This window comes from Arsukibacterium sp., assembly GCF_018402695.1.
Taxonomy (GTDB): domain Bacteria; phylum Pseudomonadota; class Gammaproteobacteria; order Enterobacterales; family Alteromonadaceae; genus Alishewanella.
The window spans coordinates 73899-94986 of the sequence record NZ_JAGYIM010000025.1 but is presented as its reverse complement, the minus strand read 5'-3'; the positions used below and the strand labels follow the sequence as shown (position 1 = coordinate 94986).

24 protein-coding genes and 1 tRNA gene are annotated in these 21088 nt (G+C 49.9%); 14 read left to right on the top strand and 11 right to left on the bottom strand.

Annotated elements, in window-relative coordinates:
• Window position 1: 1 nt before the first annotated feature.
• Complete coding sequence (locus KG631_RS18440) at window positions 2–1309, bottom strand: N-acetylmuramoyl-L-alanine amidase (protein ID WP_301003999.1); 1308 nt, start codon at window positions 1307–1309, stop codon at window positions 2–4.
• A complete protein-coding gene (gene tsaE, locus KG631_RS18435; RefSeq protein ID WP_365869424.1) occupies window positions 1296–1805 on the bottom strand; it encodes a tRNA (adenosine(37)-N6)-threonylcarbamoyltransferase complex ATPase subunit type 1 TsaE in 510 nt (169 codons plus the stop codon). The genes KG631_RS18440 and tsaE overlap by 14 nt, the downstream gene beginning before the upstream one ends.
• A 220-nt stretch (window positions 1806–2025) precedes the next feature.
• On the opposite strand from tsaE, the gene queG reads away from it, so the two are divergent.
• Window positions 2026–3159, top strand: coding sequence for a tRNA epoxyqueuosine(34) reductase QueG (queG, locus tag KG631_RS18430; protein WP_214001116.1), 1134 nt, complete (start codon window positions 2026–2028; stop codon window positions 3157–3159).
• Here queG and KG631_RS18425 read toward each other — a convergent pair.
• The 3 genes from KG631_RS18425 to orn all read right to left on the bottom strand — a co-directional run bounded on the left by KG631_RS18425 (window position 3128) and on the right by orn (window position 4107).
• Entirely contained in the window at window positions 3128–3328 is a 201-nt protein-coding gene (locus KG631_RS18425; protein ID WP_214001115.1) for a DUF1289 domain-containing protein, read from the bottom strand. The two genes, queG and KG631_RS18425, sit on opposite strands and share 32 nt — an antisense overlap.
• Window positions 3329–3413: 85 nt before the next feature.
• Window positions 3414–3489 (bottom strand) — tRNA-Gly (locus KG631_RS18420).
• A 66-nt stretch (window positions 3490–3555) separates the two neighbouring features.
• Window positions 3556–4107 (bottom strand): oligoribonuclease, encoded by a 552-nt coding sequence (orn, locus tag KG631_RS18415; RefSeq protein WP_214001114.1) that lies wholly within the window; start codon window positions 4105–4107, stop codon window positions 3556–3558.
• Window positions 4108–4218: 111 nt separating this feature from the next.
• Between orn and rsgA the strand changes: the two genes are divergently transcribed.
• The 3 genes from rsgA (at window position 4219) to KG631_RS18400 (ending at window position 7041) form a co-directional block, all read left to right on the top strand.
• Entirely contained in the window at window positions 4219–5253 is a 1035-nt protein-coding gene (gene rsgA, locus KG631_RS18410) for a small ribosomal subunit biogenesis GTPase RsgA (protein ID WP_214001113.1), read from the top strand.
• 19 nt (window positions 5254–5272) lie between these two features.
• Entirely contained in the window at window positions 5273–6130 is an 858-nt protein-coding gene (gene asd / locus KG631_RS18405) for an archaetidylserine decarboxylase (protein WP_214001112.1), read from the top strand.
• 206 nt (window positions 6131–6336) lie between these two features.
• A complete protein-coding gene (locus tag KG631_RS18400; RefSeq protein ID WP_214001111.1) occupies window positions 6337–7041 on the top strand; it encodes a glycerophosphodiester phosphodiesterase family protein in 705 nt (234 codons plus the stop codon).
• Here the strand turns inward: KG631_RS18400 and KG631_RS18395 are convergent.
• On the bottom strand, window positions 7038–7448 hold the full coding sequence (locus tag KG631_RS18395; protein ID WP_365869420.1) for a MerC domain-containing protein: 411 nt from the start codon (window positions 7446–7448) through the stop codon (window positions 7038–7040). The two genes, KG631_RS18400 and KG631_RS18395, sit on opposite strands and share 4 nt — an antisense overlap.
• A 176-nt stretch (window positions 7449–7624) precedes the next feature.
• On the opposite strand from KG631_RS18395, the gene KG631_RS18390 reads away from it, so the two are divergent.
• Entirely contained in the window at window positions 7625–7933 is a 309-nt protein-coding gene (locus KG631_RS18390; RefSeq protein ID WP_214001109.1) for a prephenate dehydrogenase, read from the top strand.
• Window positions 7934–8020: 87 nt separating this feature from the next.
• Window positions 8021–8344, top strand: a complete 324-nt coding sequence (locus tag KG631_RS18385) for a hypothetical protein (RefSeq protein WP_214001108.1) — start codon at window positions 8021–8023, stop codon at window positions 8342–8344.
• Between the two features lie 8 nt (window positions 8345–8352).
• On the opposite strand, the gene KG631_RS18380 is transcribed toward KG631_RS18385, so the two are convergent.
• From KG631_RS18380 to KG631_RS18370, 3 genes are all read right to left on the bottom strand, one after another.
• Window positions 8353–8904 carry a DUF3016 domain-containing protein gene (locus KG631_RS18380; protein WP_214001107.1) on the bottom strand — a complete coding sequence of 184 codons (552 nt, stop codon included), beginning with the start codon at window positions 8902–8904 and terminating at the stop codon, window positions 8353–8355.
• A gap of 231 nt (window positions 8905–9135) precedes the next feature.
• Window positions 9136–10773, bottom strand: a complete 1638-nt coding sequence (groL, locus tag KG631_RS18375) for a chaperonin GroEL (RefSeq protein ID WP_214001106.1) — start codon at window positions 10771–10773, stop codon at window positions 9136–9138.
• 66 nt (window positions 10774–10839) lie between these two features.
• Window positions 10840–11130, bottom strand: coding sequence for a co-chaperone GroES (locus KG631_RS18370; RefSeq protein ID WP_046554672.1), 291 nt, complete (start codon window positions 11128–11130; stop codon window positions 10840–10842).
• A 338-nt stretch (window positions 11131–11468) separates the two neighbouring features.
• Here KG631_RS18370 and KG631_RS18365 point away from each other — a divergent pair, with 338 nt between their 5' ends.
• The 8 genes from KG631_RS18365 (at window position 11469) to purH (ending at window position 20022) form a co-directional block, all read left to right on the top strand.
• Window positions 11469–13256 carry a protein-disulfide reductase DsbD gene (locus KG631_RS18365; RefSeq protein ID WP_214001105.1) on the top strand — a complete coding sequence of 596 codons (1788 nt, stop codon included), beginning with the start codon at window positions 11469–11471 and terminating at the stop codon, window positions 13254–13256.
• A 263-nt stretch (window positions 13257–13519) separates the two neighbouring features.
• Entirely contained in the window at window positions 13520–13972 is a 453-nt protein-coding gene (gene aroQ / locus KG631_RS18360) for a type II 3-dehydroquinate dehydratase (protein WP_214001104.1), read from the top strand.
• Between the two features lie 36 nt (window positions 13973–14008).
• Window positions 14009–14470, top strand: a complete 462-nt coding sequence (accB, locus tag KG631_RS18355) for an acetyl-CoA carboxylase biotin carboxyl carrier protein (protein WP_214001103.1) — start codon at window positions 14009–14011, stop codon at window positions 14468–14470.
• A 16-nt stretch (window positions 14471–14486) separates the two neighbouring features.
• Window positions 14487–15830, top strand: a complete 1344-nt coding sequence (accC, locus tag KG631_RS18350) for an acetyl-CoA carboxylase biotin carboxylase subunit (RefSeq protein WP_214001102.1) — start codon at window positions 14487–14489, stop codon at window positions 15828–15830.
• A 101-nt stretch (window positions 15831–15931) separates the two neighbouring features.
• Entirely contained in the window at window positions 15932–16816 is an 885-nt protein-coding gene (prmA, locus tag KG631_RS18345; RefSeq protein WP_214001101.1) for a 50S ribosomal protein L11 methyltransferase, read from the top strand.
• A gap of 227 nt (window positions 16817–17043) precedes the next feature.
• On the top strand, window positions 17044–18027 hold the full coding sequence (gene dusB / locus KG631_RS18340; protein WP_301003998.1) for a tRNA dihydrouridine synthase DusB: 984 nt from the start codon (window positions 17044–17046) through the stop codon (window positions 18025–18027).
• Window positions 18028–18044: 17 nt separating this feature from the next.
• Window positions 18045–18335: a DNA-binding transcriptional regulator Fis gene (gene fis / locus KG631_RS18335; protein WP_019676480.1), complete on the top strand. Its 291-nt coding sequence runs from the start codon at window positions 18045–18047 to the stop codon at window positions 18333–18335.
• A gap of 100 nt (window positions 18336–18435) precedes the next feature.
• Window positions 18436–20022: a bifunctional phosphoribosylaminoimidazolecarboxamide formyltransferase/IMP cyclohydrolase gene (gene purH / locus KG631_RS18330; RefSeq protein WP_214001100.1), complete on the top strand. Its 1587-nt coding sequence runs from the start codon at window positions 18436–18438 to the stop codon at window positions 20020–20022.
• 90 nt (window positions 20023–20112) lie between these two features.
• Here purH and KG631_RS18325 read toward each other — a convergent pair whose 3' ends face one another.
• Window positions 20113–20529, bottom strand: coding sequence for a gamma-glutamylcyclotransferase family protein (locus KG631_RS18325; RefSeq protein WP_214001099.1), 417 nt, complete (start codon window positions 20527–20529; stop codon window positions 20113–20115).
• Window positions 20530–20562: 33 nt separating this feature from the next.
• Window positions 20563–21045 (bottom strand): histidine phosphatase family protein, encoded by a 483-nt coding sequence (locus KG631_RS18320; RefSeq protein ID WP_214001098.1) that lies wholly within the window; start codon window positions 21043–21045, stop codon window positions 20563–20565.
• Between the last annotated feature and the right edge of the window lie 43 nt (window positions 21046–21088).

Sequence of the window (21088 nt, the reverse complement as noted above, 5' to 3'; positions counted from 1 at the left end):
GTCAGGGGATCCGCAATACCTGACCAATCCGGATACTGTCACTGGCTAACTGGTTGTGGCTACGCAAGGCATCCACTGACACATCATAGCGCTGAGCCAGTAACGATAAAGACTCCCCCGCCTGAACCTTATGCTCACGGGCCCGTTGTTGAGCAAACAATGAGTCTGCCGGTGGCGCCAGTTGAAAATGCCGTTTCAACGCCTGATGCAATGATTGCGCTAAGCGGGTTTGATGATTGGCCGACTTTAGTTGCTGTTCCTCTTTCGGGTTAGAGATAAAACCCACCTCAACCAGAATAGACGGAATATCGGGTGATTTTAACACCCCCAAACTGGCGGCCTGCGGTTTTGCCTGATGCAGTGAGGTTATCTTGCCTAGCTCGGCAAGCACCTGATTAGCCGCCTGATAAGCGGTAACCATCGAGTGATTCATCGATAAGTCCAGCACGGTTTGCGCCAGATAGCGTTCATTGGCTGAATCCCGGATAATTTCCGCCACGCCACCAAGCAACTCAGAGTGGCGTTCAGTTTGCTCCAGCATCCGCCCCACCTCAGTGGTGGCCCGCCGTAACGATAACACCCATACCGATGCGCCTTTTGGCTGTGGTGAGGTAAACGCATCGGCGTGAATTGATACCAGTAAGTCTGCTTGCTGGCCCCGGGCAACTTCAGTGCGACGGTTAACATGAATAAAATAATCGCCGGTGCGCACCATCACGGCCCGCATTCCGGGTTCTTTATTAATGAGTGCTGCCAGGCGGTTGGCTATAGGTAAAGTCAGATTTTTTTCGTAAATACCACTGGGGCCAATCGAACCTGGGTCTTCGCCACCGTGGCCTGCATCTATGGCAATAATAATATCCCGCGCCGCCCGGATACTCGGTGGCGGTCGACTCTCGGTGCGTTGCTGGTCGGGTAAATCAATTACCAGCCGGTGGCCATAGGGGGCGGTAGGGGTCAGCGCAAACACCGTGGGTTTAACTTTGCTGGTTAAATCCAGCACAATACGCATACTGGTATTATCGCCGCTGCTGCGAATGGCCTTGATCAGCTGCGAATCACCCGCTATTTTCGGTAGTGCTTTGTCACCGGCAATGTTGCTCAGATCAATAACCAGCCGGTCCGGATTGTCCAGGCTAAAACTTTTGTATTGTGGTGCAGCCGATAGATCCAAAACCACCCGGGTATTGTCTGGTGATGGCCAGATCCGGATACTTTGCACCTGATTACTGGCAAAACTCAACGCTGAAAAAAACCACAAAATGGTTAAACTGGCGCAGCTAAGAAATTTATTATTATTTTTCATCATCTCTTATAGCATCTATTATGGCTCGGCCCACAGCAGTGCCAGCACGAATAACAACCTGTCGCTGGGTATCAAGATAACTTAAGTGTATGTCGAGATCCGGTTCAGGTAAATAACCCTGGCCTTGCTCAGGCCATTCCAGCAGACAAAGGCTCTGGTCATTAAAATAGTCACGGATCCCCATAAACTCCAGTTCTTCAGGATCAGCCAGCCGGTACAAATCAAAGTGATACACTATTAGCGTGGTCAGCTGGTAGGGTTCAACTAAAGTGTAAGTCGGGCTCTTAACATTGCCCTGATGACCCAGCGCCTGTAATATCCCCCGGCAAAACGTGGTTTTACCTGCGCCCAGACTACCATGTAAAAAAATAACCTGCCCGCCTTGTAAATAGCGCGCTAGCCGGGCCGCCCATTTCAGGGTGGCGGCTTCGTCTGCCAGTACAGTTGTGACATCGGCTGCCGGTTCGCTGGCGTGCTTAGTTAAAGATTCAGTTGCCACATTACCTCTGATAATTAAATGCATTTAGCGAACGGGGTCGCCACTTATCCCGTTATGTTAACAAACTATGGCGAAGGCCGGCCAGCAAAACTGCTGATTGCCTGGCAGTATTACCTGAACACTCTGACCCGGAAATGAATATCCGGTTCCCGGCTACTAAAACGCTATGGTAAAGTACTGCTGGTTTTTATGCTAATGACATCGTCTGGAACTATCCGCTATGGCAATCGACTACCAGCAACTGGCTGCACAGATAAAACAGTGGGCGCAGGAGCTGGGCTTTCAGCAGCTGGGCATCACCGGCACTGATTTAAGCAATGAAGAACCAAAGCTTCAGGCCTGGCTGGAGCAAGGCTATCATGGCGAAATGCAATATATGGCCGAGCATGGCATGCTACGGGCCCGCCCCGCTGAGCTGTTGCCCGGCACATTGCGGGTACTCAGTGTCAGAATGGATTACCTGCCAGCAAAAGCCGGCTTTGCCACCAACCTGGCTGATCCAGCCAAAGCTTATATCAGTCGTTATGCCCTGGGCCGTGACTATCACAAGCTGGTTCGTAACCGGCTGAAACAACTGGCCAATAAAATCCGTAACCAACTCCCCGAGCTGAGTTTCCGGCCTTTTGTCGACTCAGCCCCTGTTCTGGAGCGCCCGTTGGCCCAGCGGGCTGGGCTGGGCTGGGTCGGCAAGCACAGCTTGCTGCTTAACCACGGCGGCGGTTCCTGGTTTTTCCTGGGCGAATTACTGGTTGATATCCCGCTGCCCGTCGACGAACCCCATAATGGTGATTGCGGTAGCTGTGTTGCCTGCATCACCAGTTGCCCGACTGGCGCTATTGTCGCGCCTTATATTGTTGACGGTCGTCGCTGTATTTCGTATTTAACCATCGAATTAAAAACGGCCATTCCAAAAGAATTGCGACCATTAATTGGCAACCGGATTTATGGCTGTGATGATTGCCAGCTGGTTTGCCCGGAAAACCGTGAAACCCCACTAAGTATAGAAAGTGATTTTCAGCGCCGGCCACAGTGGCAGGATCAGGATTTACTGCAGCTGTTTGCCTGGGATGAGCCGACCTTTTTACGCTTGACCGAAGGCAGCGCTATCCGGCGCATCGGCTTTGAACGCTGGCAACGCAATATCGCGGTGGCACTGGGCAATGCCCCATATCAAAGTGAAATTATTAATGCTTTGCAGCATGCAAGAGTGAATAGTTCAGTTCTGGTTGCAGAACATATCGACTGGGCGCTCGCGCAACAAAAACGTAAAAGCTGGCAGGCCGCTAATTTGCTGCCCCGCGCTACCGAGCGTCTGGTCAGAATTATTCAGAAGGGTCTGCCGCGGGATGCGTAAAGCCGGCCCGCTGTATCAGCAAACGTTGTTGCGCCCGCTGGATAATTTGCTGCTTGCGCTGCTCTGACGCCTGCTGCCATTCCAGTATCTCTGTCAGCAGCCGGCCACAACCTAAACAACGATCGTGTTGATCCAGACAACAATTGCGGACACAAGGCGATTCAACCATAGCGGCTTACTTTGTTCATTTAACACGAGTGTAGCAAACAATTGAAAAACAAAAAGCCGCTAATAAGCGGCTTTTTGTTCGAATTTGGAGCGAGTAACGAGGTTCGAACTCGTGACCTCGACCTTGGCAAGGTCGCGCTCTACCAGCTGAGCTATACTCGCATCGGCCAACGCTGTTGCGTTGTGATGGCGCGCATTTTACAAAATCAGCTGGCTTATGCAAGTACTTTATGTCGGTAATTTGAAAAAATATTGGCGATAGGTTACTAATTCAGCAATCGACTCCCGAATATCGTCCAGCGCCAGATGCGCGCCGGTTTTCTGTACTTTCTTTACAACGTCCGGGTGCCAGCGCCGCGCCAGCTCTTTTACCGTGCTTACGTCCAGATTACGGTAGTGGAAATAGCTTTCCAGGGTAGGTGCATATTCAGCTAAAAACCGCCGATCCTGGCCAATACTGTTGCCACACATTGGTGACTTACCTTTTGGTACATATTGGCTTAAGAATTCAATGGTTTGCTTCTCGGCTTCGGCCAGACTGACATTACTGGCCAGACAACGGGCTGTTAAACCACTTTTGCCGTGCTGCTCAACGCACCAGGGGTCCATATTATCAAGAATTTGTGCTGAGGTGCTGATAGCAAACACCGGCCCTTCGGCCAGAATATTCAGTTGACTGTCGGTAACAATGGTTGCCATTTCTAAAATAACGTCTGTTTTCGGTTCCAGCCCGGTCATTTCCAGATCCAGCCAGATTAAGTTGTTGTCATTTGTTGCCATATCGGTTCCTTAAGTGCGCGCTGCTTTGTTCAAATTCAGATTGCAGGTATGATACACGCCTTAAGCTTAACACTGATAGCGCCTCGTTGCGCACAACGGTATAACCAGCACGTGACCAAAAAAAAGCACCTGACCAAACGCCAGACCGACCGGATTGCCCAAAATGAGCAAAAACGGCTGCGTGGCAACAAGAAAGACAAAACAGAACAGTGGGATGACGATGTGCTGCTTGCTGCTGAATCCGGCCTGGTACTCAGCCGCTTTGGCCAGCATGCCGATGTAGAGGATAGCAGTGGCGCCGTTGTCCGCTGTAGTATGCGCCGCACCATCAGCTCGGTGGTGACCGGTGATAAAGTAGTCTGGCGCCGGGCCCGGCAAAGTACCGGCAGTATTGATGGTGTGATAGAGGCTGTGCAAGATCGCAGCTCAGTGTTGTTGCGGCCCGACTTCTACGACGGCTTAAAACCGGTGGCGGCCAATATTGATTTGATGATTATTGTCTCGGCCATTTTACCGGCGCTGTCGCTGAACATTATTGACCGCTACCTGGTCGCCGCCGAAATGACTCACATTAAACCATTGTTGGTAATCAACAAAGTCGACTTGCTGACGGACGAACAGCACCAGCAATTAAACCAGCAACTTAGTCTGTACCAGAAAATTGGCTATGATTATTTGTTGGTTAGCGCCAAAACTGGCCAGGGCATGCCAGAGTTGCTGCAGCACATTCACAGTGGCACCAGTATTTTTGTTGGCCAGTCGGGCGTGGGCAAATCATCATTAATGAATAACCTGATGCCTGGCCTCACTGCAGCTACCCGTGAAGTGTCAGAAAATTCCGGTTTAGGCCAGCACACTACTACTGTCTCCAGGCTGTATCATCTGCCCGAAGGCGGCGATTTAATCGACTCACCCGGCATTCGCGAATTTGCCTTGTGGCACTTAAGCGAACAGGAAGTGACTGAAGGTTTTATCGAGTTTCAGCCCTGGCTGGGTCGCTGTAAGTTCCGCGATTGTAAACATGTCAATGACCCGGGCTGTGCCATTCAGCATGCAGTCCAGCAAGGTGAAATCAGCGGTGAGCGCTACGACAGCTATTTAAAAATCCTGGCTAGTATGGCGCAGGACAAACCGAATTATTTTTAAGTGAAAGGTTAATAACCCTATGGATAAACTAAAAATCACCCTGCAGTACCTGATGCCTAAGCATCTGATATCGCGTCTGGCCGGTAAAGTGGCGGCCGCAGAACTGGGCTGGTTCAGCCACTTTCTGATTAAGCGATTTATCAAAGCGTATAAAATCGATATGAGTGAAGCTCAGTTCGAGCGGGCAGAAGATTACGCCAGCTTTAATGAATTTTTTACCCGGCCGTTAAAAGATGGCATCCGGCCACTGGCCAGCGAGCCTGATATTGTAGCGCATCCGGTGGACGGCGCTATCAGTCAGTTAGGCCCGATTGTTGACGGTAAACTGGTGCAGGCAAAAGACCACAACTATTCGTTGCAAAACCTGTTAGGTGGCCTGGAGCAAACCTCAGCCCCCTTCGCCGGCGGGACTTTTGCCACGATTTACCTGGCGCCAAAAGATTACCACCGCATTCATATGCCGGTAAGTGGCACCCTGCGTGAGATGATTTATATCCCGGGCGAGCTGTTCTCGGTAAATCCATTAACTGCTGAGTGTGTTAAAGACTTATTTGCGTTAAATGAGCGGGTAGTGACTATTTTTGATACTGAGTTCGGCCCGATGGCACTGGTGTTAGTCGGCGCTACCATCGTCGCCAGCATTGAAACCGTCTGGGCCGGTACCATTACCCCGCCAACCGGCAAACACATTTTCCGCTGGAGCTATCCGGCAAGCGGTAATACTGCCGTTAAACTGGAAAAAGGGGCTGAAATGGGCCGCTTTAAACTGGGATCTACCGTGGTATTGGCCTTCCCGGCCGGCAAAGTAGAGTTTCTGGCTGACCAGCAGCCTGGCACCGTAACCCGCATGGGTGCGCCTTTTGCAAACATTAACTAAGTTCTTCCTCCTGAGCAGGCCACTGTTGTGTCCTGCTTCTTTCTCCGAACTCGCGATAGCGCCGTATATTTTTTCTGCGACACGCCGTAAACCCATCCATGGGGGCTCGTTTCCGCCCGTCCAGGGCTTCAACGGTCTCAGAAAAAAATACTCTGCTCCCGCTTAAACTGCAGTAAACTAATCCAGAGTGGTTTAGAGGAGTTAGTATGCAAATCATTGCCCATCGCGGTGCCAGTGGCGACTACCCTGAAAACACCCTGCTGGCTATCGAACAAGCTCTGATTCAGGGTGCGGATGCTATTGAGATAGACGTATTTGCCGTGCAAGGCGAACTTATCGTTATTCACGACCACCACTTAGCCCGCACCACCAATGGCACCGGCAGTATTTATCAATACAATCTGACTGAGCTAATGCAACTGGATGCCGGTCAGGGCCAACGTATTCCCACCTTATGGCAGGTACTGGAGCTTACTAACGGTAAATGCTGGTTAAATATCGAATTAAAAGGTGACGATACGGTAGCGCCGCTGCTGGCACTGCTTGAACAAGCCGAACAGCAACTGGGGTTTGATTTGCAAAGCCTGGTTATCTCCTCTTTTAACCATCACCTGCTCTTTGCCATTAAACAACAGCAGCCACAGCTGAGATTAGGGGCACTGACTGCCTCACTCCCGCTCGATTACGCCGCCTTTGCCAGTATATTGCAGGCCTACAGCGTACATTGTGATGTCAGTTTTATTAACCAGGCCTTAGTTGATGACGCCAAAGCCCGCGGTTTAAAAGTATACGTTTACACGGTAGATCAAACTGACGATATCAGGCGTTTAAAAGAGTATGGCGTAGAGGGTATTTTTAGTAACTATCCAGCCCGCAGCCGGACCTGGTTACACAAAAAACCCGCTGGTTAAGCGGGCTCGTCGGCGTGATGTTCGGTCTCGCAGCTATCGCACTGGCTACATAATCGCATGTTCATCACATGGGCCAGCACCACCAGCGAGGCGCCAACAATTAACACCGCATGCTCATACTCATGGCCCCAAACATCCCGTTGCCAGTAGATGAAACCACCTAAAAATAATGAATAGAAAGGGTAAAGCTTACGGTGATAACGATGGAAACCGATAAACAGCGCTACAAAGCCAAGTACCATCGTAAACAACAACATAGCGCGTTCAAAAGCATGGTTATGATTAACGGTTAAGCCAAGCAGCGGCAGTACCGGTAATAATACCGGCAGCATAATACAGTGAATCGCACACAGCGACGTCACAGTAATACCTACTTTATCAAATAACACTCTGGCTTTGGCTAACACGATATAAACCTGCTGTGTTGAAACGGGTAAAACGATATAATATAACAAATCAAAACACAAATAAACGGCCTGGCCATATTTAGTTTCAGTTGGCCTTGCTTAACAGGAGTTGCCATGGCTGATCGTCGATGCTGCTTATGGCATAATAGCGCCACTTTTATTTAATCAGGCCTGATATGGACTCCTTACTATCCCAACTCGATGAAAACCTGAAAGAGCTGTACCGCAAAGCATTAGATGCTGACGCCGTGTTAGAACAGCTGCAACAGCAGGGCCAGGCAAAACACCAGAGCATTTTTCCGGCAAGCAGTGATTTCAGCGTCAGCAGTAACCGTTTTATGCCTTATCTAAGCGAAGCGGCTGAGCAGGTTGCCGCTATCCGGCAAAGCCAACAGTTTAATACCGCCACTCTGGCCCGGGTGGTTAAACAACTGCAACTACTGCACAAAACCCTGGCAGAATTCCGGCTCGTCGTTAGCAAGTAACCCCGGTTGTGGCGTAACTGGTAAAATTAGTAAAGTTTACTATGCTTAATGTTGGCAAGGTATGCCGGTCAGGCTAGTGAGCAGGTTATGCTAATTAATACGGTTACGAACAACAATGTCAGCATGGCAGCATCGGCTAATTCTAGTAATAGCCGGATAGCAGCTGCCGCACCTCTGATAACCACTAATCTGGCAGATACCGCTACGCGCCAGGCTAATCAGACTGCTGCAACAGTTAATACAATCTCGGATAGTCTGCCCGGGGCACCGTCGCAGCCAGCAGAGCGGAGCTCTGAACGGAATTCTGAAAGTGTCCGGGTAAGCAGTAGTATTGGCCGGGCGGCTTCCGCCGGCCAATTAACCAGAGAGCAGGCACTGGAAATTTACCGTAACATTGCCCGCTTTCTGTAATGTCAGGCTCACTGCTGCGGGTTACTTACCTTAGCAGGTAAAGCGGCATGCTCAGTAATTTTAGGTTGTAACTCTTTTTTGAACCAGTCGCGCAACATCTCCCGCTCAAAGGCAAATTCCGGGGTATTGCCCCGCGGCGTCATCCGGTTCATAAACCCCATATCGCGAAAACGCTCCTCGCCACCGACCACTTCTTCGCCATACTGATCACGTAACAGATGATTAAAACGAACCGCGGGCGAATGAATTTCCTTGATAACCCGGATAGCCTGCCCGGTATCGGTTACGAAGTAGTCAACTTCACCTGCCAGATCAATATCCGTTACCGTTACCTGCCAGCTATACCCATCAGGTAATTCATTGGCCATTTCCTGAAAAAACTTCTCAAAGTTACGCTGCACCCGCTCCTGAAAGCGGCTACGCGAATCATTAGCAGCGCGAATATCGGTAAACTTATCGGGCTCCTGCCAGTTCATTTCCAGCTCAGCACCAGACTCAGCGTTACTTAACACTGGCGCAGATAACACCAGAGCAAAAATTGCTATCAGATGTGTTTTCATTACTACCTCCCACTAAATATAGCGCTAACGTCTGGAAGGTTATACTGCAGACGGCGCCATATAAGACCATGATCACGATGTTAAGTTTAGTACACTGTCACACTATAGTGCACAACAAGCCAGCTAAGCTGTACTAATTTGTATTTATAGTCGGGGAAATGTGTGTAAAGTTGTAGCATAAAAAAAGCCCCCGCTGTTACCCGGGGGCTTTTTTAAAGCAGGGGCGCTAAATTACATCATGCCGCCCATGCCACCCATGCCGCCCATATCAGGCATTGCCGGGGCATCTTCTTTTGGTAGTTCTGTGATCATCGCTTCGGTAGTGATCATCAGTGAGCCTACTGACGCGGCAAACTGCAGTGCTGAACGGGTTACTTTGGTTGGATCCAGAATACCCATCTCCAGCATGTCACCGTAAACATCGGTAGCAGCATTGTAACCATAGTTACCTGTGCCTTCTTTTACCTTATTTACGACCACTGACGGCTCTTCGCCGGCGTTGGCGACGATTTGACGCAGTGGCGCTTCCATCGCGCGCAGCGCAATTTTAATACCGTGCGTTTGATCTTCATTAGCACCGGTTAAGCTGGTTAGCTTGGCAGCAACACGCACCAGAGCAACACCACCGCCAGGCACTACGCCTTCTTCTACCGCAGCGCGGGTAGCATGTAATGCATCTTCCACCCGGGCTTTCTTCTCTTTCATTTCCATCTCGGTGGTCGCGCCCACTTTGATGACCGCAACACCGCCAGCCAGCTTAGCCAGACGTTCCTGCAGTTTTTCTTTGTCGTAATCTGAAGTAGCTTCTTCGATTTGCTGGCGAATCTGCTTCACCCGCCCATCGATACCACTTTGCTCACCGGCACCATCGATAATGGTGGTGTTATCTTTAGTGATAACAACCCGCTTAGCAGTACCTAAATCTTCCAGGGTAGCTTTTTCCAGTTCCATACCGATTTCTTCAGAAATTACGGTACCACCGGTTAAAGTAGCGATATCCTGCAGCATTGCCTTGCGACGGTCACCAAAGCCCGGTGCTTTAACCGCAGACACTTTGACGATGCCACGCATGTTGTTAACAACCAGCGTAGCCAGCGCTTCGCCTTCTAAATCTTCAGCAATGATAAGCAGCGGCTTGCCTGCTTTAGCAACGCCTTCTAATACCGGCAGCAGTTCGCGGATATTAGAAATTTTCTTATCAACAGTCAGAATAAACGGGCTGTCCAGTTCAACCTGGCCGGCTTCCTGGTTGTTGATGAAGTATGGCGACAGGTAACCACGGTCAAACTGCATACCTTCAACCACGTCCAGCTCGTTGGCTAAACCCTGGCCTTCTTCAACGGTAATTACGCCTTCTTTGCCTACTTTATCCATGGCATCAGCGATGATTTTGCCGATTTCTTCATCAGAGTTGGCAGAAATAGTACCTACCTGAGCAATAGCTTTGGTGTCGGCACAAGGCTGAGATAAGTTTTTCAGCTCTTCTACTGCGGCGATAACTGCTTTGTCGATACCACGCTTTAAATCCATCGGATTCATGCCGGCAGCGACCGCTTTCACGCCTTCGTTGATAATATTCTGGGCTAGTACGGTAGCGGTAGTGGTACCGTCACCGGCTTCGTCATTGGCTTTAGAAGCAACTTCTTTCACCATTTGCGCGCCCATATTTTCGAACTTGTCTTCCAGTTCAATTTCTTTCGCTACTGATACACCATCTTTGGTGATAAGCGGTGAGCCGAAAGACTTGTCCAGAATAACGTTGCGGCCTTTCGGTCCCAGAGTTACCCGAACCGCGTTTGCCAGAATATTTACGCCTTTAAGCATTTTGTTGCGAGCTTCGTCGCCAAAACGTACGTCTTTTGCAGCCATTTTTTAAATTCCTTAATTCAGTTTCAAGTTAAACGATGAGTTAATCTGCAGCTTAAACAGCGCAACTTAATCGAGGATCACACCCAGAATATTGTCTTCTTTGGTGATCACAAACTCTTGTCCGTCTACTTTTTCAGTGCGCTCTACATAGGCACCAAATAATACTTTGTCGCCAACTTTTACATCTAATGGCTTCACGTCACCGCTATCCAGAATGCGACCATTGCCAACCGCAACGACTTCGCCACGGCTAGATTTCTCGGCAGAAGCACCAGTTAAGACGATGCCACCCGCTGACTTGCTTTCTGCTTCTAAGCGTTTGATGATGACACGATCATGTAATGGACGAATATTCATGCTCTAATCTCCTAAAGCGTTTTTTGAGTTTTAACATGGGTGTTAAAATGTGTGTTCGGTATATGGGGCAGTAGCCAAAAAAATCCAAGGGGCAAACTAAAAAATTTGTTGTGGCCCGGCGCGACTCAGTGTGCCCCAAATGGTATTTTTTAACGCCCAATTAAGTAATCATTGAAATACTAGCCCGGTGCAGCAGGTCTATTGCCTGCAGAGGTTGGTCGCAACTAAAAGGCCAACTGGGGATTATTAACGTATTATGGCGACATAAACCTGCAACAACGAACATATAATGGCGTGGTTACACCCTGCGTTTTGCATTTAAAAAGAAGGTTCTATTGATGTATAAAGTATTTTTGCTGCCCTTTCTGCTGTGGTTTTCTCTGCTGGGGTTAACGCTCAGCACCGTGCCAGCCCAGGCTCAGCAAAGCTCGGTGCTGGATAGCCTGTTACAGTCGGATGACGATTTTTTACCGGTAGATCAGGCTTTTGTCATGGATTTCCGGCAGCAGGACGACGAACTAATTGTTAACTGGACTATCGCCGACGGCTACTACATGTACCGCGATAAGTTTAAGTATGGCGGGGTAGCGGTGAGTTTTTCCCACCCTACCTACCCGGCCAGCATGCAGATTGAAGATGAGTTTTTCGGGGTTACCGACGTTTATTACCATCAGTTAACGCTGAAAATCCCGCTGTCTGATATCAGCGAAGATGCCTTTTTACGCATCCAATATATGGGCTGCGCTGAAGCAGGCTTATGCTATCCGCCAATTAACAAAGAAATTCCGATATCCATGCCGGGTAATACGGCAGCAACAGACGACAGTACAGCGAGCCCGGCGGGAACACCAACTTCCAGCCAATATGGTTTGGCTGAGCGACTGAGTAGTGGTTCTGTCTGGGTCAATATGGGTGTGTTTTTTCTGTTAGGTCTGGGGTTGGCATTTACCCCTTGTGTGTTCCCGATGTACCCCATTTTAAGCAGTATTATTGTTGGCCAGGGCAAACAACTGAGCACCCGCCGTGCTTTTGGCTTATCGTTTAGTTATGTGCAGGGTATGGCGTTAACGTATTCAGCACTGGGGCTGGTGGTTGCCAGCTTGGGCGTTAAATTTCAGGCCTGGATGCAACACCCTGCGGTACTAATTGCGGCCGCTGTGATATTCGTAGTTTTAGCTTTGGCCATGTTTGGGGTATTTAACTTTCAGTTACCAGCCAGTTGGCAAGCCAAAGTGAGTGCTATCAGTAACAAGCAGCAAGGTGGCAGCTTAAAAGGCGCGTTTGTAATGGGGGCCCTGTCAGGTCTAATTGCGTCGCCCTGCACCACGGCACCGTTGTCAGCGGCGTTAATGTACGTAGCTCAAAGCGGCGATTTAATGCTCGGTGCGCTCACATTATATATTCTTAGTCTGGGCATGGGCATCCCGCTTATTTTACTGGGCACCTCAGGTGGTAAGCTATTACCCAAAGCCGGCGCCTGGATGAATATTGTTAAATCCGCTTTTGGTTTCGTCTTATTGCTAGTACCCATTATATTGCTTGAGCGCATTTTACCGTTGTGGCAGGTGATTGTGCTGGCTTCATTACTTAGCCTGTTGGTCTGTGGCTATTTATTTAAATTGTTATTTGACGTAACAAGCAGCACCGCCAAAGCCAGCTTGCTGGTATCCGCTCAGGTGCTGCTGCTGGCCACCGTGTTTGTTAACTGGCAATATTTTGGCCCCTCCCAGAATAATAGCAGCAGTGTTGACAATACTACCGGTCAGTTTATTGAAGTAGCCGACCTGGCGGGCCTGGAGCAGCAACTGGCAGAAGCCAAAGCAGCCAATGAGTATACACTGGTCGATCTTTATGCAGAATGGTGCGTTGCCTGCAAAGAGTTTGAGCAATTTACCTTTCCGGCAGCACAAGTGCAGGCACACACCAGCAAAATGCGCCTGATTAAAATAGACGTCACTGAAATGACCCGCTCCGATGATAAACTGCTTAATCATTATCAGGTGCTGGGCCTGCCAACATTGTTATTTTTTAATCCTGCCGGCGAGGAGTTAACCAACGCCCGGGTTACCGGCTTTATGGCCGCTACGCCGTTTGCTGAGCATCTGGCCGCCCTTACTGCAGAATAATCTGGCACCCAAGGCCAGTTTGCATAAGCGACTGGCCTGGTATTTTTAGCAACCCTCCCCCTCTTCTTTTGTGTCACTTTTGGGTCACTCTGGCTGATAAGACCAGTATTTTGCTGCCATTTGTCACGATTTCACTATAATAAGGCGCTTATCTGGTGATAAAGGGGCGCAGCAATGTGTTGAATTAAGCAAACAGGTGCATTTTGGCACCGGCTCTCGTAAGATAAAGCTTATTCAATACATTTAGCGGAAATACAGCACAAATGGCGGCAAAATACCGAATTTTATTAGTAAATGGTCCAAACCTTAACATGCTGGGTGTACGAGAGCCTGGCGTGTACGGCAACGCCAGCCTGAATGATATTGTCAGCGAATTGCAAAGCCAGGCAGCTGGCATGAATGTCAGTCTGAGCCACGTTCAGTCAAATGCAGAGCATGAGCTGATTGCCGCTGTGCAGCAAAGCCTGGGCCAGCAGGATTTTATACTAATAAATCCGGGGGCATTTACCCATACCAGTATAGCGCTGCGTGATGCCCTGCTATCAGTAGCAATACCCTTTATCGAAATTCATTTATCCAACGTGCACGCCCGGGAAGCGTTCCGGCGACACTCTTATTTAGCTGATATCGCCCGTGGGGTTATCTGCGGCTTCGGCGCCAAAGGTTATCACTATGCGCTTGACGCAGCGGTAACAGCATTACAAACAACCAAGTAGACTACTTAATAAATTAACTAACATCAGGCGACAGACATGGATATTAGAAAAATTAAAAAATTAATCGAATTGCTGGAAGAATCTGGCATTTCTGAGCTGGAAATTACCGAGGGTGAAGAGTCAGTGCGGATCAGCCGCAACAGCCCGGTGCAGCACTACGCGCCAATGCAGCCTATGCAGTATGCCCAGCCACAAATGCAAGCGCCGGCCCCGGCAGCAGCACCCGCTGCTGTAGCGGCAGAGCCTGCCAAGCCAGCAGCCACAGGCCAGGTAGTTAAGTCGCCGATGGTTGGCTCGTTCTACCGGGCGGCGTCGCCTACTTCCAAAGCCTTCGTTGAAGTCGGCCAGAGTGTGAAAGTCGGTGATACCCTGTGTATTGTTGAAGCCATGAAAATGATGAACCAAATCCAGTCTGACAAAGCGGGCGTGGTAAAAGAAATTCTGGTTGAAAACGGCGACCCAGTCGAATTTGATCAGCCGTTATTTATTCTCGAATAACCGAAAAGGCTGACCGATGCTAGAAAAAGTACTCATTGCCAACCGGGGAGAAATTGCACTGCGTATTTTACGCGCCTGCAAAGAACTCGGTATCAAAACGGTCGCAGTGCACTCCACTGTTGACCGTAACCTTAAACACGTGCTGCTGGCTGACGAGACCATTTGTATTGGCCCGGCACCTTCACCACAAAGTTACCTTAACATTCCTGCGCTGATTGCCGCAGCAGAAGTTACTAATGCCCAGGCTATTCACCCGGGCTATGGCTTCTTAGCTGAGCGTGCCGACTTTGCCCAGCAGGTAGAAGAAAGCGGCCTGGTATTTATTGGCCCGCACCCCGACTCTATCCGCCTGATGGGCGATAAAGTATCAGCCATTGAAGCCATGAAAAAGGCCGGTGTGCCCTGCGTACCCGGTTCAGACGGTGCCGTAGGTGATGATGCTGACACCAATAAAACCATCGCTAAACGCATTGGCTACCCGATTATTGTTAAAGCCGCCGGTGGCGGTGGTGGTCGCGGTATGCGAGTGGTGCGCAGCGAAGAAGAACTGGTTAGCTCAATAGAAATGACCAAAGCTGAAGCCAAAGCCGCGTTTGGCAACGACATGGTGTACATGGAGAAATTCCTGGAAAACCCCCGCCATATCGAAATTCAGGTATTAGCTGATGGTCAGGGCAACGCTATTCATTTAGGTGAGCGCGACTGTTCAATGCAGCGCCGTCACCAGAAAGTTGTAGAAGAAGCACCGGCCCCGGGCATTACCCCTGAGCTACGCGCTTTTATTGGCGGTCGTTGTGTTGATGCCTGTAAGGTCATGAATTACCGCGGCGCTGGCACCTTCGAATTCCTGTTTGAAAACGGCGAGTTCTTCTTTATTGAGATGAATACCCGGATTCAGGTAGAGCACCCGGTTACTGAAATGATCAGTGGCGTAGATTTAATTAAAGAACAGTTACGGGTAGCCTCTGGTATGCCGTTAACGCTGAAGCAGGAAGATATTGTGATCCGCGGCCATGCGGTGGAGTGTCGGATCAATGCTGAAGATCCGGTAACTTTTATGCCCTCACCGGGTAAGATCACCCGCTTTCACCCGGCAGGGGGTAATGGCGTGCGCTGGGATTCGCATATCTACGCTGATTACACCGTGCCACCAAACTACGACTCTATGGTCGGCAAGCTGATAACTTACGGTGAGAGCCGTGAGATTGCTATCGCCCGGATGCGCAACGCGCTGGACGAGCTATTGGTGGAAGGTATTAAAACCAATATTGCGCTGCACAAGGATATTATGCGCGATACTGAGTTCTGCAAAGGTGGCACTAATATTCATTACCTGGAGAAAAAACTGGGAATGAAGTAAACACAGCTGATTGCTGCACCCGCAGCTTTTAACTGAGAATAAAGGCCGCAATTGCGGCCTTTTTGCTATAATGCGCCAAAATTTGCTGCAAGAGACAACCGATGCCCTGGATCCAATTACGTGTCACCACTACTGAAGACAAAGCCGAACAAGTCAGCGATATGCTGCAGAGCTGGGGTGCTCAGGCAGTAAGCTTTGTTGATGCCCATGACACACCCATTTATGAGCCCATGCCAGGTGAAGTGATTTACTGGACCAACACCGTGGTGGTTGGCTTATTTGATGCCGAGCATCCAATGGAGCAGGTGATCAGTAAGCTGCAGCAAGTCGCTTTCTTTAAAGACAATTTGGAATATAAGCTGGAGCAACTGGAAGACAAAGACTGGGAACGGGAGTGGATGGATAACTTTCACCCGATAAAATTTGGCAAACGGCTTTGGGTTTGCCCCAGCTGGCGCGATATTCCCGACCCGGCGGCAGTAAATGTGATGCTGGACCCCGGCCTGGCATTTGGCACCGGCACCCACCCTACTACAGCCCTCTGTATGCAATGGCTGGATCAGCATATTCAACCAGAACAAACCGTCGTCGATTTTGGCTGTGGTTCAGGTATTCTAGGCATAGCAGCACTGAAACTGGGAGCAAAACGGGTAGTTGGTATCGATATTGACCCGCAAGCAATAGAAGCCAGTACTGCCAATGCTGCCCGTAATAATGTCAGCGGCCAGATAGAGCTCTATTTACCAAAAGATCAACCGCAGTTACAGGCTGATGTGGTGGTGGCCAATATCCTTGCCGGGCCACTGGCGGAGCTAAGCCAGGTTATCAGTAGCTATGTTAAACCAGGCGGCCTGCTGGCATTGTCAGGCATTTTGCAAAGCCAAGCTCAACATGTAATCGATGCGTACAGCAATGAGTTCAGCTTCGACCCCATTGCCGAGCAGGACGAATGGGTGCGGTTGAGCGCCCGGAAACATACCAGTTAAGCTACCGGCAGACTGCTGGCAAATTGGTGGCAAAATAAACAGTCGTACAATTATCTTTTTGTCCAGGCCATTGTTTCCGGGCCGGCGGTAGCAGGAAAACACGCCTTTTCAGCCTTTTAGCGAATGTCAATCCCACAAAGGCCAAATTAATTACACTTTTGTTTAAATAATAACCTTTGCTTTGTTGGCAAAAATCCGTAAACTTAGCGCCCCTTGGGGGTAGAGCCTTGGATTACACGGTGCGGATAGGTCCTTATCAGTTAGCGAACAAGGTAATTTGTGCGCCGATGGCCGGCGTAACAGATCATACTTTTCGTGAGCTTTGCCGGCGGTTTGGCGCCGCTTTAGCTGTCTCTGAGATGCTGTCGAGCAATCCTCAGGTCTGGCAAAGCGAAAAGTCGCAAAACCGAATGGGCCACCGCCAGGAGTCCGGCATCCGTTCAGTACAAATTGCCGGCAGTGACCCGGCTCAGATGGCCGCAGCGGCGCAATACAATGTTGAGATCGGTGCCGATATTATCGACATCAACATGGGCTGCCCGGCCAAAAAAGTGAATAAAAAACTGGCTGGTTCGGCATTGCTACAATACCCGGAACTGGTCGAACAAATTATTCAGGCCGTGGTTAAGGCAGTAACAGTACCGGTAACGCTGAAAATTCGTACCGGCTGGGACCCCGATAACCGGAATGGAGTGCAAATTGCCCGAATTGCTGAGGACAATGGCATTCAGGCCCTGGCAGTACATGGCAGAACAAAAGCCTGTATGTACAAAGGTGAAGCCGAATACGACACCATTAAAGCCATTAAACAGGCAGTGTCATTACCGGTTATTGCCAACGGCGATATTACTACGCCAGAGAAAGCACAATATGTGCTCGATTATACCGGTGCCGACGCCATTATGATTGGCCGGGCGGCACAGGGACGCCCCTGGATATTCCGGGAAGTGGCCCATTACCTGGCAACAGGTAAAAAACTGGCTGCACCAGCTATTGCTGAAGTGCAGCAAATCATGCTGGAGCATGTGCAGGGCTTGCACCAGTTATACGGTGTGCATTTGGGGCCGCGAATTGCCCGCAAGCACGTTGGCTGGTATTTAGCTGAGCATGATGCCCAGGGTGTGTTTCGCAGCGAATTCAATGCTATTGAGCAGGCAGAACGCCAGTTCGAAGCATTAAATGACTATTTTCATAAACTAGCAGCAACCTAACGCAAAAGAGATAAGCAATGTTTAATTCGAACGTTACTTCGCCATTTATTACTAATGCCCATGTTCAAACCCAGGAAAAACCACAAGCGTTAAGCAACGCAGTGCAAAAAGCCGTTGCTAACTATTTACAGCAGTTAAACGGCCAGGACGTGAACGACCTTTACGAACTGGTACTGTCAGAGTTAGAGCGGCCATTACTGGAAGAGGTAATGAAATATACCCGCGGTAACCAGACCCGCGCCGCTAACCTGATGGGCATCAACCGCGGTACGCTGCGCAAGAAGCTGAAACAATACGGCATGAGTTAATGCCACTGCGGGGCTCCGGCCTCGCCACTAAGCACCTTCGGGTGCTTTTTTATTGGATAGGTTAAAATCTGATTTCTGCAAGCGACAAGAGAATTTAAGCATGACAACACTACGCCCTATTCGCCGCGCACTGTTAAGTGTGTCTGATAAAACTGGTATCGTCGAATTTGCCCGCGCCCTGGCTGCTCAGCAAGTGGATATTCTGTCTACCGGCGGCACCGCTAAGCTGTTAGCGGAACAAGGTATTAAAGTTACCGAGGTTTCAGACTATACCGGCCACCCGGAAATTATGGACGGCCGGGTAAAAACCCTGCACCCGAAAATTCATGGCGGTATTCTGGCCCGGCGTGGTGTTGACGAAAACGTCATGGCCGATAACAGCATAGGCCCGATTGATCTGGTGGTAGTGAATCTGTATCCGTTTGCCAGCACCGTAGCCAAACCTGGCTGCACGCTGGAAGATGCAGTGGAAAACATCGACATCGGCGGCCCAACCATGGTGCGCGCCGCAGCAAAAAACCATAAAGATGTCACCATTGTAGTTAATGCCAGAGATTACAGCACGGTGCTGGCAGAAATGAACGAGAATAATGGCGCCACGACCCACGCCACCCGGTTTAGCCTGGCGATTAGCGCCTTTGAACACACCGCGCAGTACGATGGCATGATCGCCAACTATTTTGGCGCCATGTTGCCAGCTTATGCCAACCCAGCCGAGCCAGTCAGCAAATTCCCACGCACGTTCAACAGCCAGTTCGTTAAAAAACAAGACTTACGTTACGGCGAAAACAGCCACCAGAGTGCCGCTTTTTATGTGCAGGAAAACGCGACTGAAGCGTCAGTCTCTACCGCTAAGCAACTACAAGGCAAGGCGTTGTCGTACAACAATATCGCCGATACCGATGCGGCGCTGGAATGTGTGAAAGAATTTGCCGAGCCAGCCTGCGTTATCGTTAAGCACGCGAACCCGTGCGGCGTAGCCATTGGTGAGTCTATTCTGGCTGCGTATAACCGCGCTTACCAGACCGACCCCACTTCAGCGTTTGGTGGCATTATTGCCTTTAACCGTGAGCTGGATGAAACCACGGCTAAAGAAATTGTCAGCCGCCAGTTTGTCGAGGTGATTATTGCCCCGGCAGCATCTGATGAGGCAGTAGCGGTAGTAGGCACTAAGCCTAATGTGCGGTTACTGGTATGTGGTGAATTCAGCCAGGCCGCTAACGCGCTGGACATGAAACAGGTTAACGGCGGCATGCTGCTGCAAGACCGCGACCAGGCTATAGTCACTGCTGACGATTTAAAAGTCGTAACCAAACGCCAGCCGACCGAGCATGAGCTGAAAGACTTATTATTCTGCTGGAAAGTGGCCAAGTTTGTTAAATCGAACGCCATTGTGTATGTCAAAGACAGCATGACCATCGGCGTCGGCGCCGGCCAGATGAGCCGGGTATACAGCGCGAAAATCGCTGGTATCAAGGCTGCTGATGAAAAACTAGAAGTAAAAGGCTCGGTGATGGCCTCAGACGCCTTCTTCCCGTTCCGTGACGGTATCGACGCCGCAGCCGCCGCTGGCATTACTGCCGTTATCCAGCCAGGTGGCTCCATGCGCGACGCTGAAGTGATTGCCGCCGCCGACGAGCACGGTATGGCCATGGTATTTACCGGCGTGAGACACTTCCGTCACTAAGTGCTTAGACACTAAAAGCAGGCGTTACTATACACCTGCTTTAGTTTTAGAAAAGGCCGCGCTGCGGCCTTTTTAATTGCATAAAATATCTCACTTCTCTGCAAACAAAAAATCACCCGACAAAATCTGCTGCAAGTGATCAATTGGGTGGTTATAGATATAGACCCAGGCGCTAATCATTTCGCCGTTTTCAAGGGTGATCTGTTGTTGCAGCCGCAGGTATTCGGTGGGCATTGTACAGCCGGGACCGCACTCTTCATAGGCATCCAGTTCAGCCAGCAATAACGCTGGTTGTTTAAGCTGATACACCTCGCCTGCTACCTGCCAGGCAGGATTATCGCTGATAACTGCACCGGGGTAATAATCAACCAGATAGAGTTTGGCCTGCAGCCGCCCTTCGGCAATGAAGCTGGCATGCTGTTGTAACAGCTGATAACACTGCTGCCCAACCGTTCTGCGCGGCGCATGGTGGCGAAGGGTACCGTAAACAAATAAGTAGTCTGGCATTGGCAAAAACCGGTTACACAGTAGACGGCAATTCTACATAAATTTAGCCGGAACTGACCACTCCAGCTGAAAGCTGTTGCTAACTTCGCAATATGCCAGACAGGTTAACGAGGCTTTTCTGATTTTCAGCGCCGGCTGATGGTTACCCAACAATAAACTAAGCAATGTTGAAAAATCAGGTTCATGACCTACCAGCAAAGTGTGTTGTGGTAATGTCGGCAGTTGCTGATGCAGTTGGCTTAATGCGCTCTGGCTGTCAGTTGCCAGCGCCAGCCAGTCACGCTCGCTGGCCTGCACCAGATCCGCTTCCTTGCCTACTATTGCCGCAGTCTGAATAGCTCTGGGATAGGGGCTGCTTAAAACCAGCTCCGGCGCAATATTGTGGCGCTGCATAAAGTGCGCAACCCGCCTCGCTTGCAAACGCCCTTTTTCGATAAGACAGCGGTCGATATCCAGCTGATTGGGCCGGATAACCTCTGCGGTAGCATGACGAAGGAAATATAAGAATTTAGTCATAGGCCAGCAGTTATAGCACTGAATTAAGGCAGATTTATGACCC

Coding starts and splice junctions, on each gene's coding strand:
- orn (WP_214001114.1), bottom strand. CDS start 4,107: ATGGCAACAAATGACAACAACTTAATCTGGCTGGATCTGGAAATGACC.
- aroQ (WP_214001104.1), top strand. CDS start 13,520: ATGGCGGCAAAATACCGAATTTTATTAGTAAATGGTCCAAACCTTAAC.
- fis (WP_019676480.1), top strand. CDS start 18,045: ATGTTTAATTCGAACGTTACTTCGCCATTTATTACTAATGCCCATGTT.
- KG631_RS18440 (WP_301003999.1), bottom strand. CDS start 1,309: ATGATGAAAAATAATAATAAATTTCTTAGCTGCGCCAGTTTAACCATT.
- KG631_RS18380 (WP_214001107.1), bottom strand. CDS start 8,904: ATGAAAACACATCTGATAGCAATTTTTGCTCTGGTGTTATCTGCGCCA.
- asd (WP_214001112.1), top strand. CDS start 5,273: ATGGATAAACTAAAAATCACCCTGCAGTACCTGATGCCTAAGCATCTG.
- KG631_RS18385 (WP_214001108.1), top strand. CDS start 8,021: ATGCTAATTAATACGGTTACGAACAACAATGTCAGCATGGCAGCATCG.
- KG631_RS18425 (WP_214001115.1), bottom strand. CDS start 3,328: ATGGTTGAATCGCCTTGTGTCCGCAATTGTTGTCTGGATCAACACGAT.
- KG631_RS18370 (WP_046554672.1), bottom strand. CDS start 11,130: ATGAATATTCGTCCATTACATGATCGTGTCATCATCAAACGCTTAGAA.
- prmA (WP_214001101.1), top strand. CDS start 15,932: ATGCCCTGGATCCAATTACGTGTCACCACTACTGAAGACAAAGCCGAA.
- KG631_RS18400 (WP_214001111.1), top strand. CDS start 6,337: ATGCAAATCATTGCCCATCGCGGTGCCAGTGGCGACTACCCTGAAAAC.
- KG631_RS18320 (WP_214001098.1), bottom strand. CDS start 21,045: ATGACTAAATTCTTATATTTCCTTCGTCATGCTACCGCAGAGGTTATC.
- queG (WP_214001116.1), top strand. CDS start 2,026: ATGGCAATCGACTACCAGCAACTGGCTGCACAGATAAAACAGTGGGCG.
- accB (WP_214001103.1), top strand. CDS start 14,009: ATGGATATTAGAAAAATTAAAAAATTAATCGAATTGCTGGAAGAATCT.
- KG631_RS18365 (WP_214001105.1), top strand. CDS start 11,469: ATGTATAAAGTATTTTTGCTGCCCTTTCTGCTGTGGTTTTCTCTGCTG.
- groL (WP_214001106.1), bottom strand. CDS start 10,773: ATGGCTGCAAAAGACGTACGTTTTGGCGACGAAGCTCGCAACAAAATG.
- purH (WP_214001100.1), top strand. CDS start 18,436: ATGACAACACTACGCCCTATTCGCCGCGCACTGTTAAGTGTGTCTGAT.
- KG631_RS18390 (WP_214001109.1), top strand. CDS start 7,625: ATGGACTCCTTACTATCCCAACTCGATGAAAACCTGAAAGAGCTGTAC.
- accC (WP_214001102.1), top strand. CDS start 14,487: ATGCTAGAAAAAGTACTCATTGCCAACCGGGGAGAAATTGCACTGCGT.
- KG631_RS18325 (WP_214001099.1), bottom strand. CDS start 20,529: ATGCCAGACTACTTATTTGTTTACGGTACCCTTCGCCACCATGCGCCG.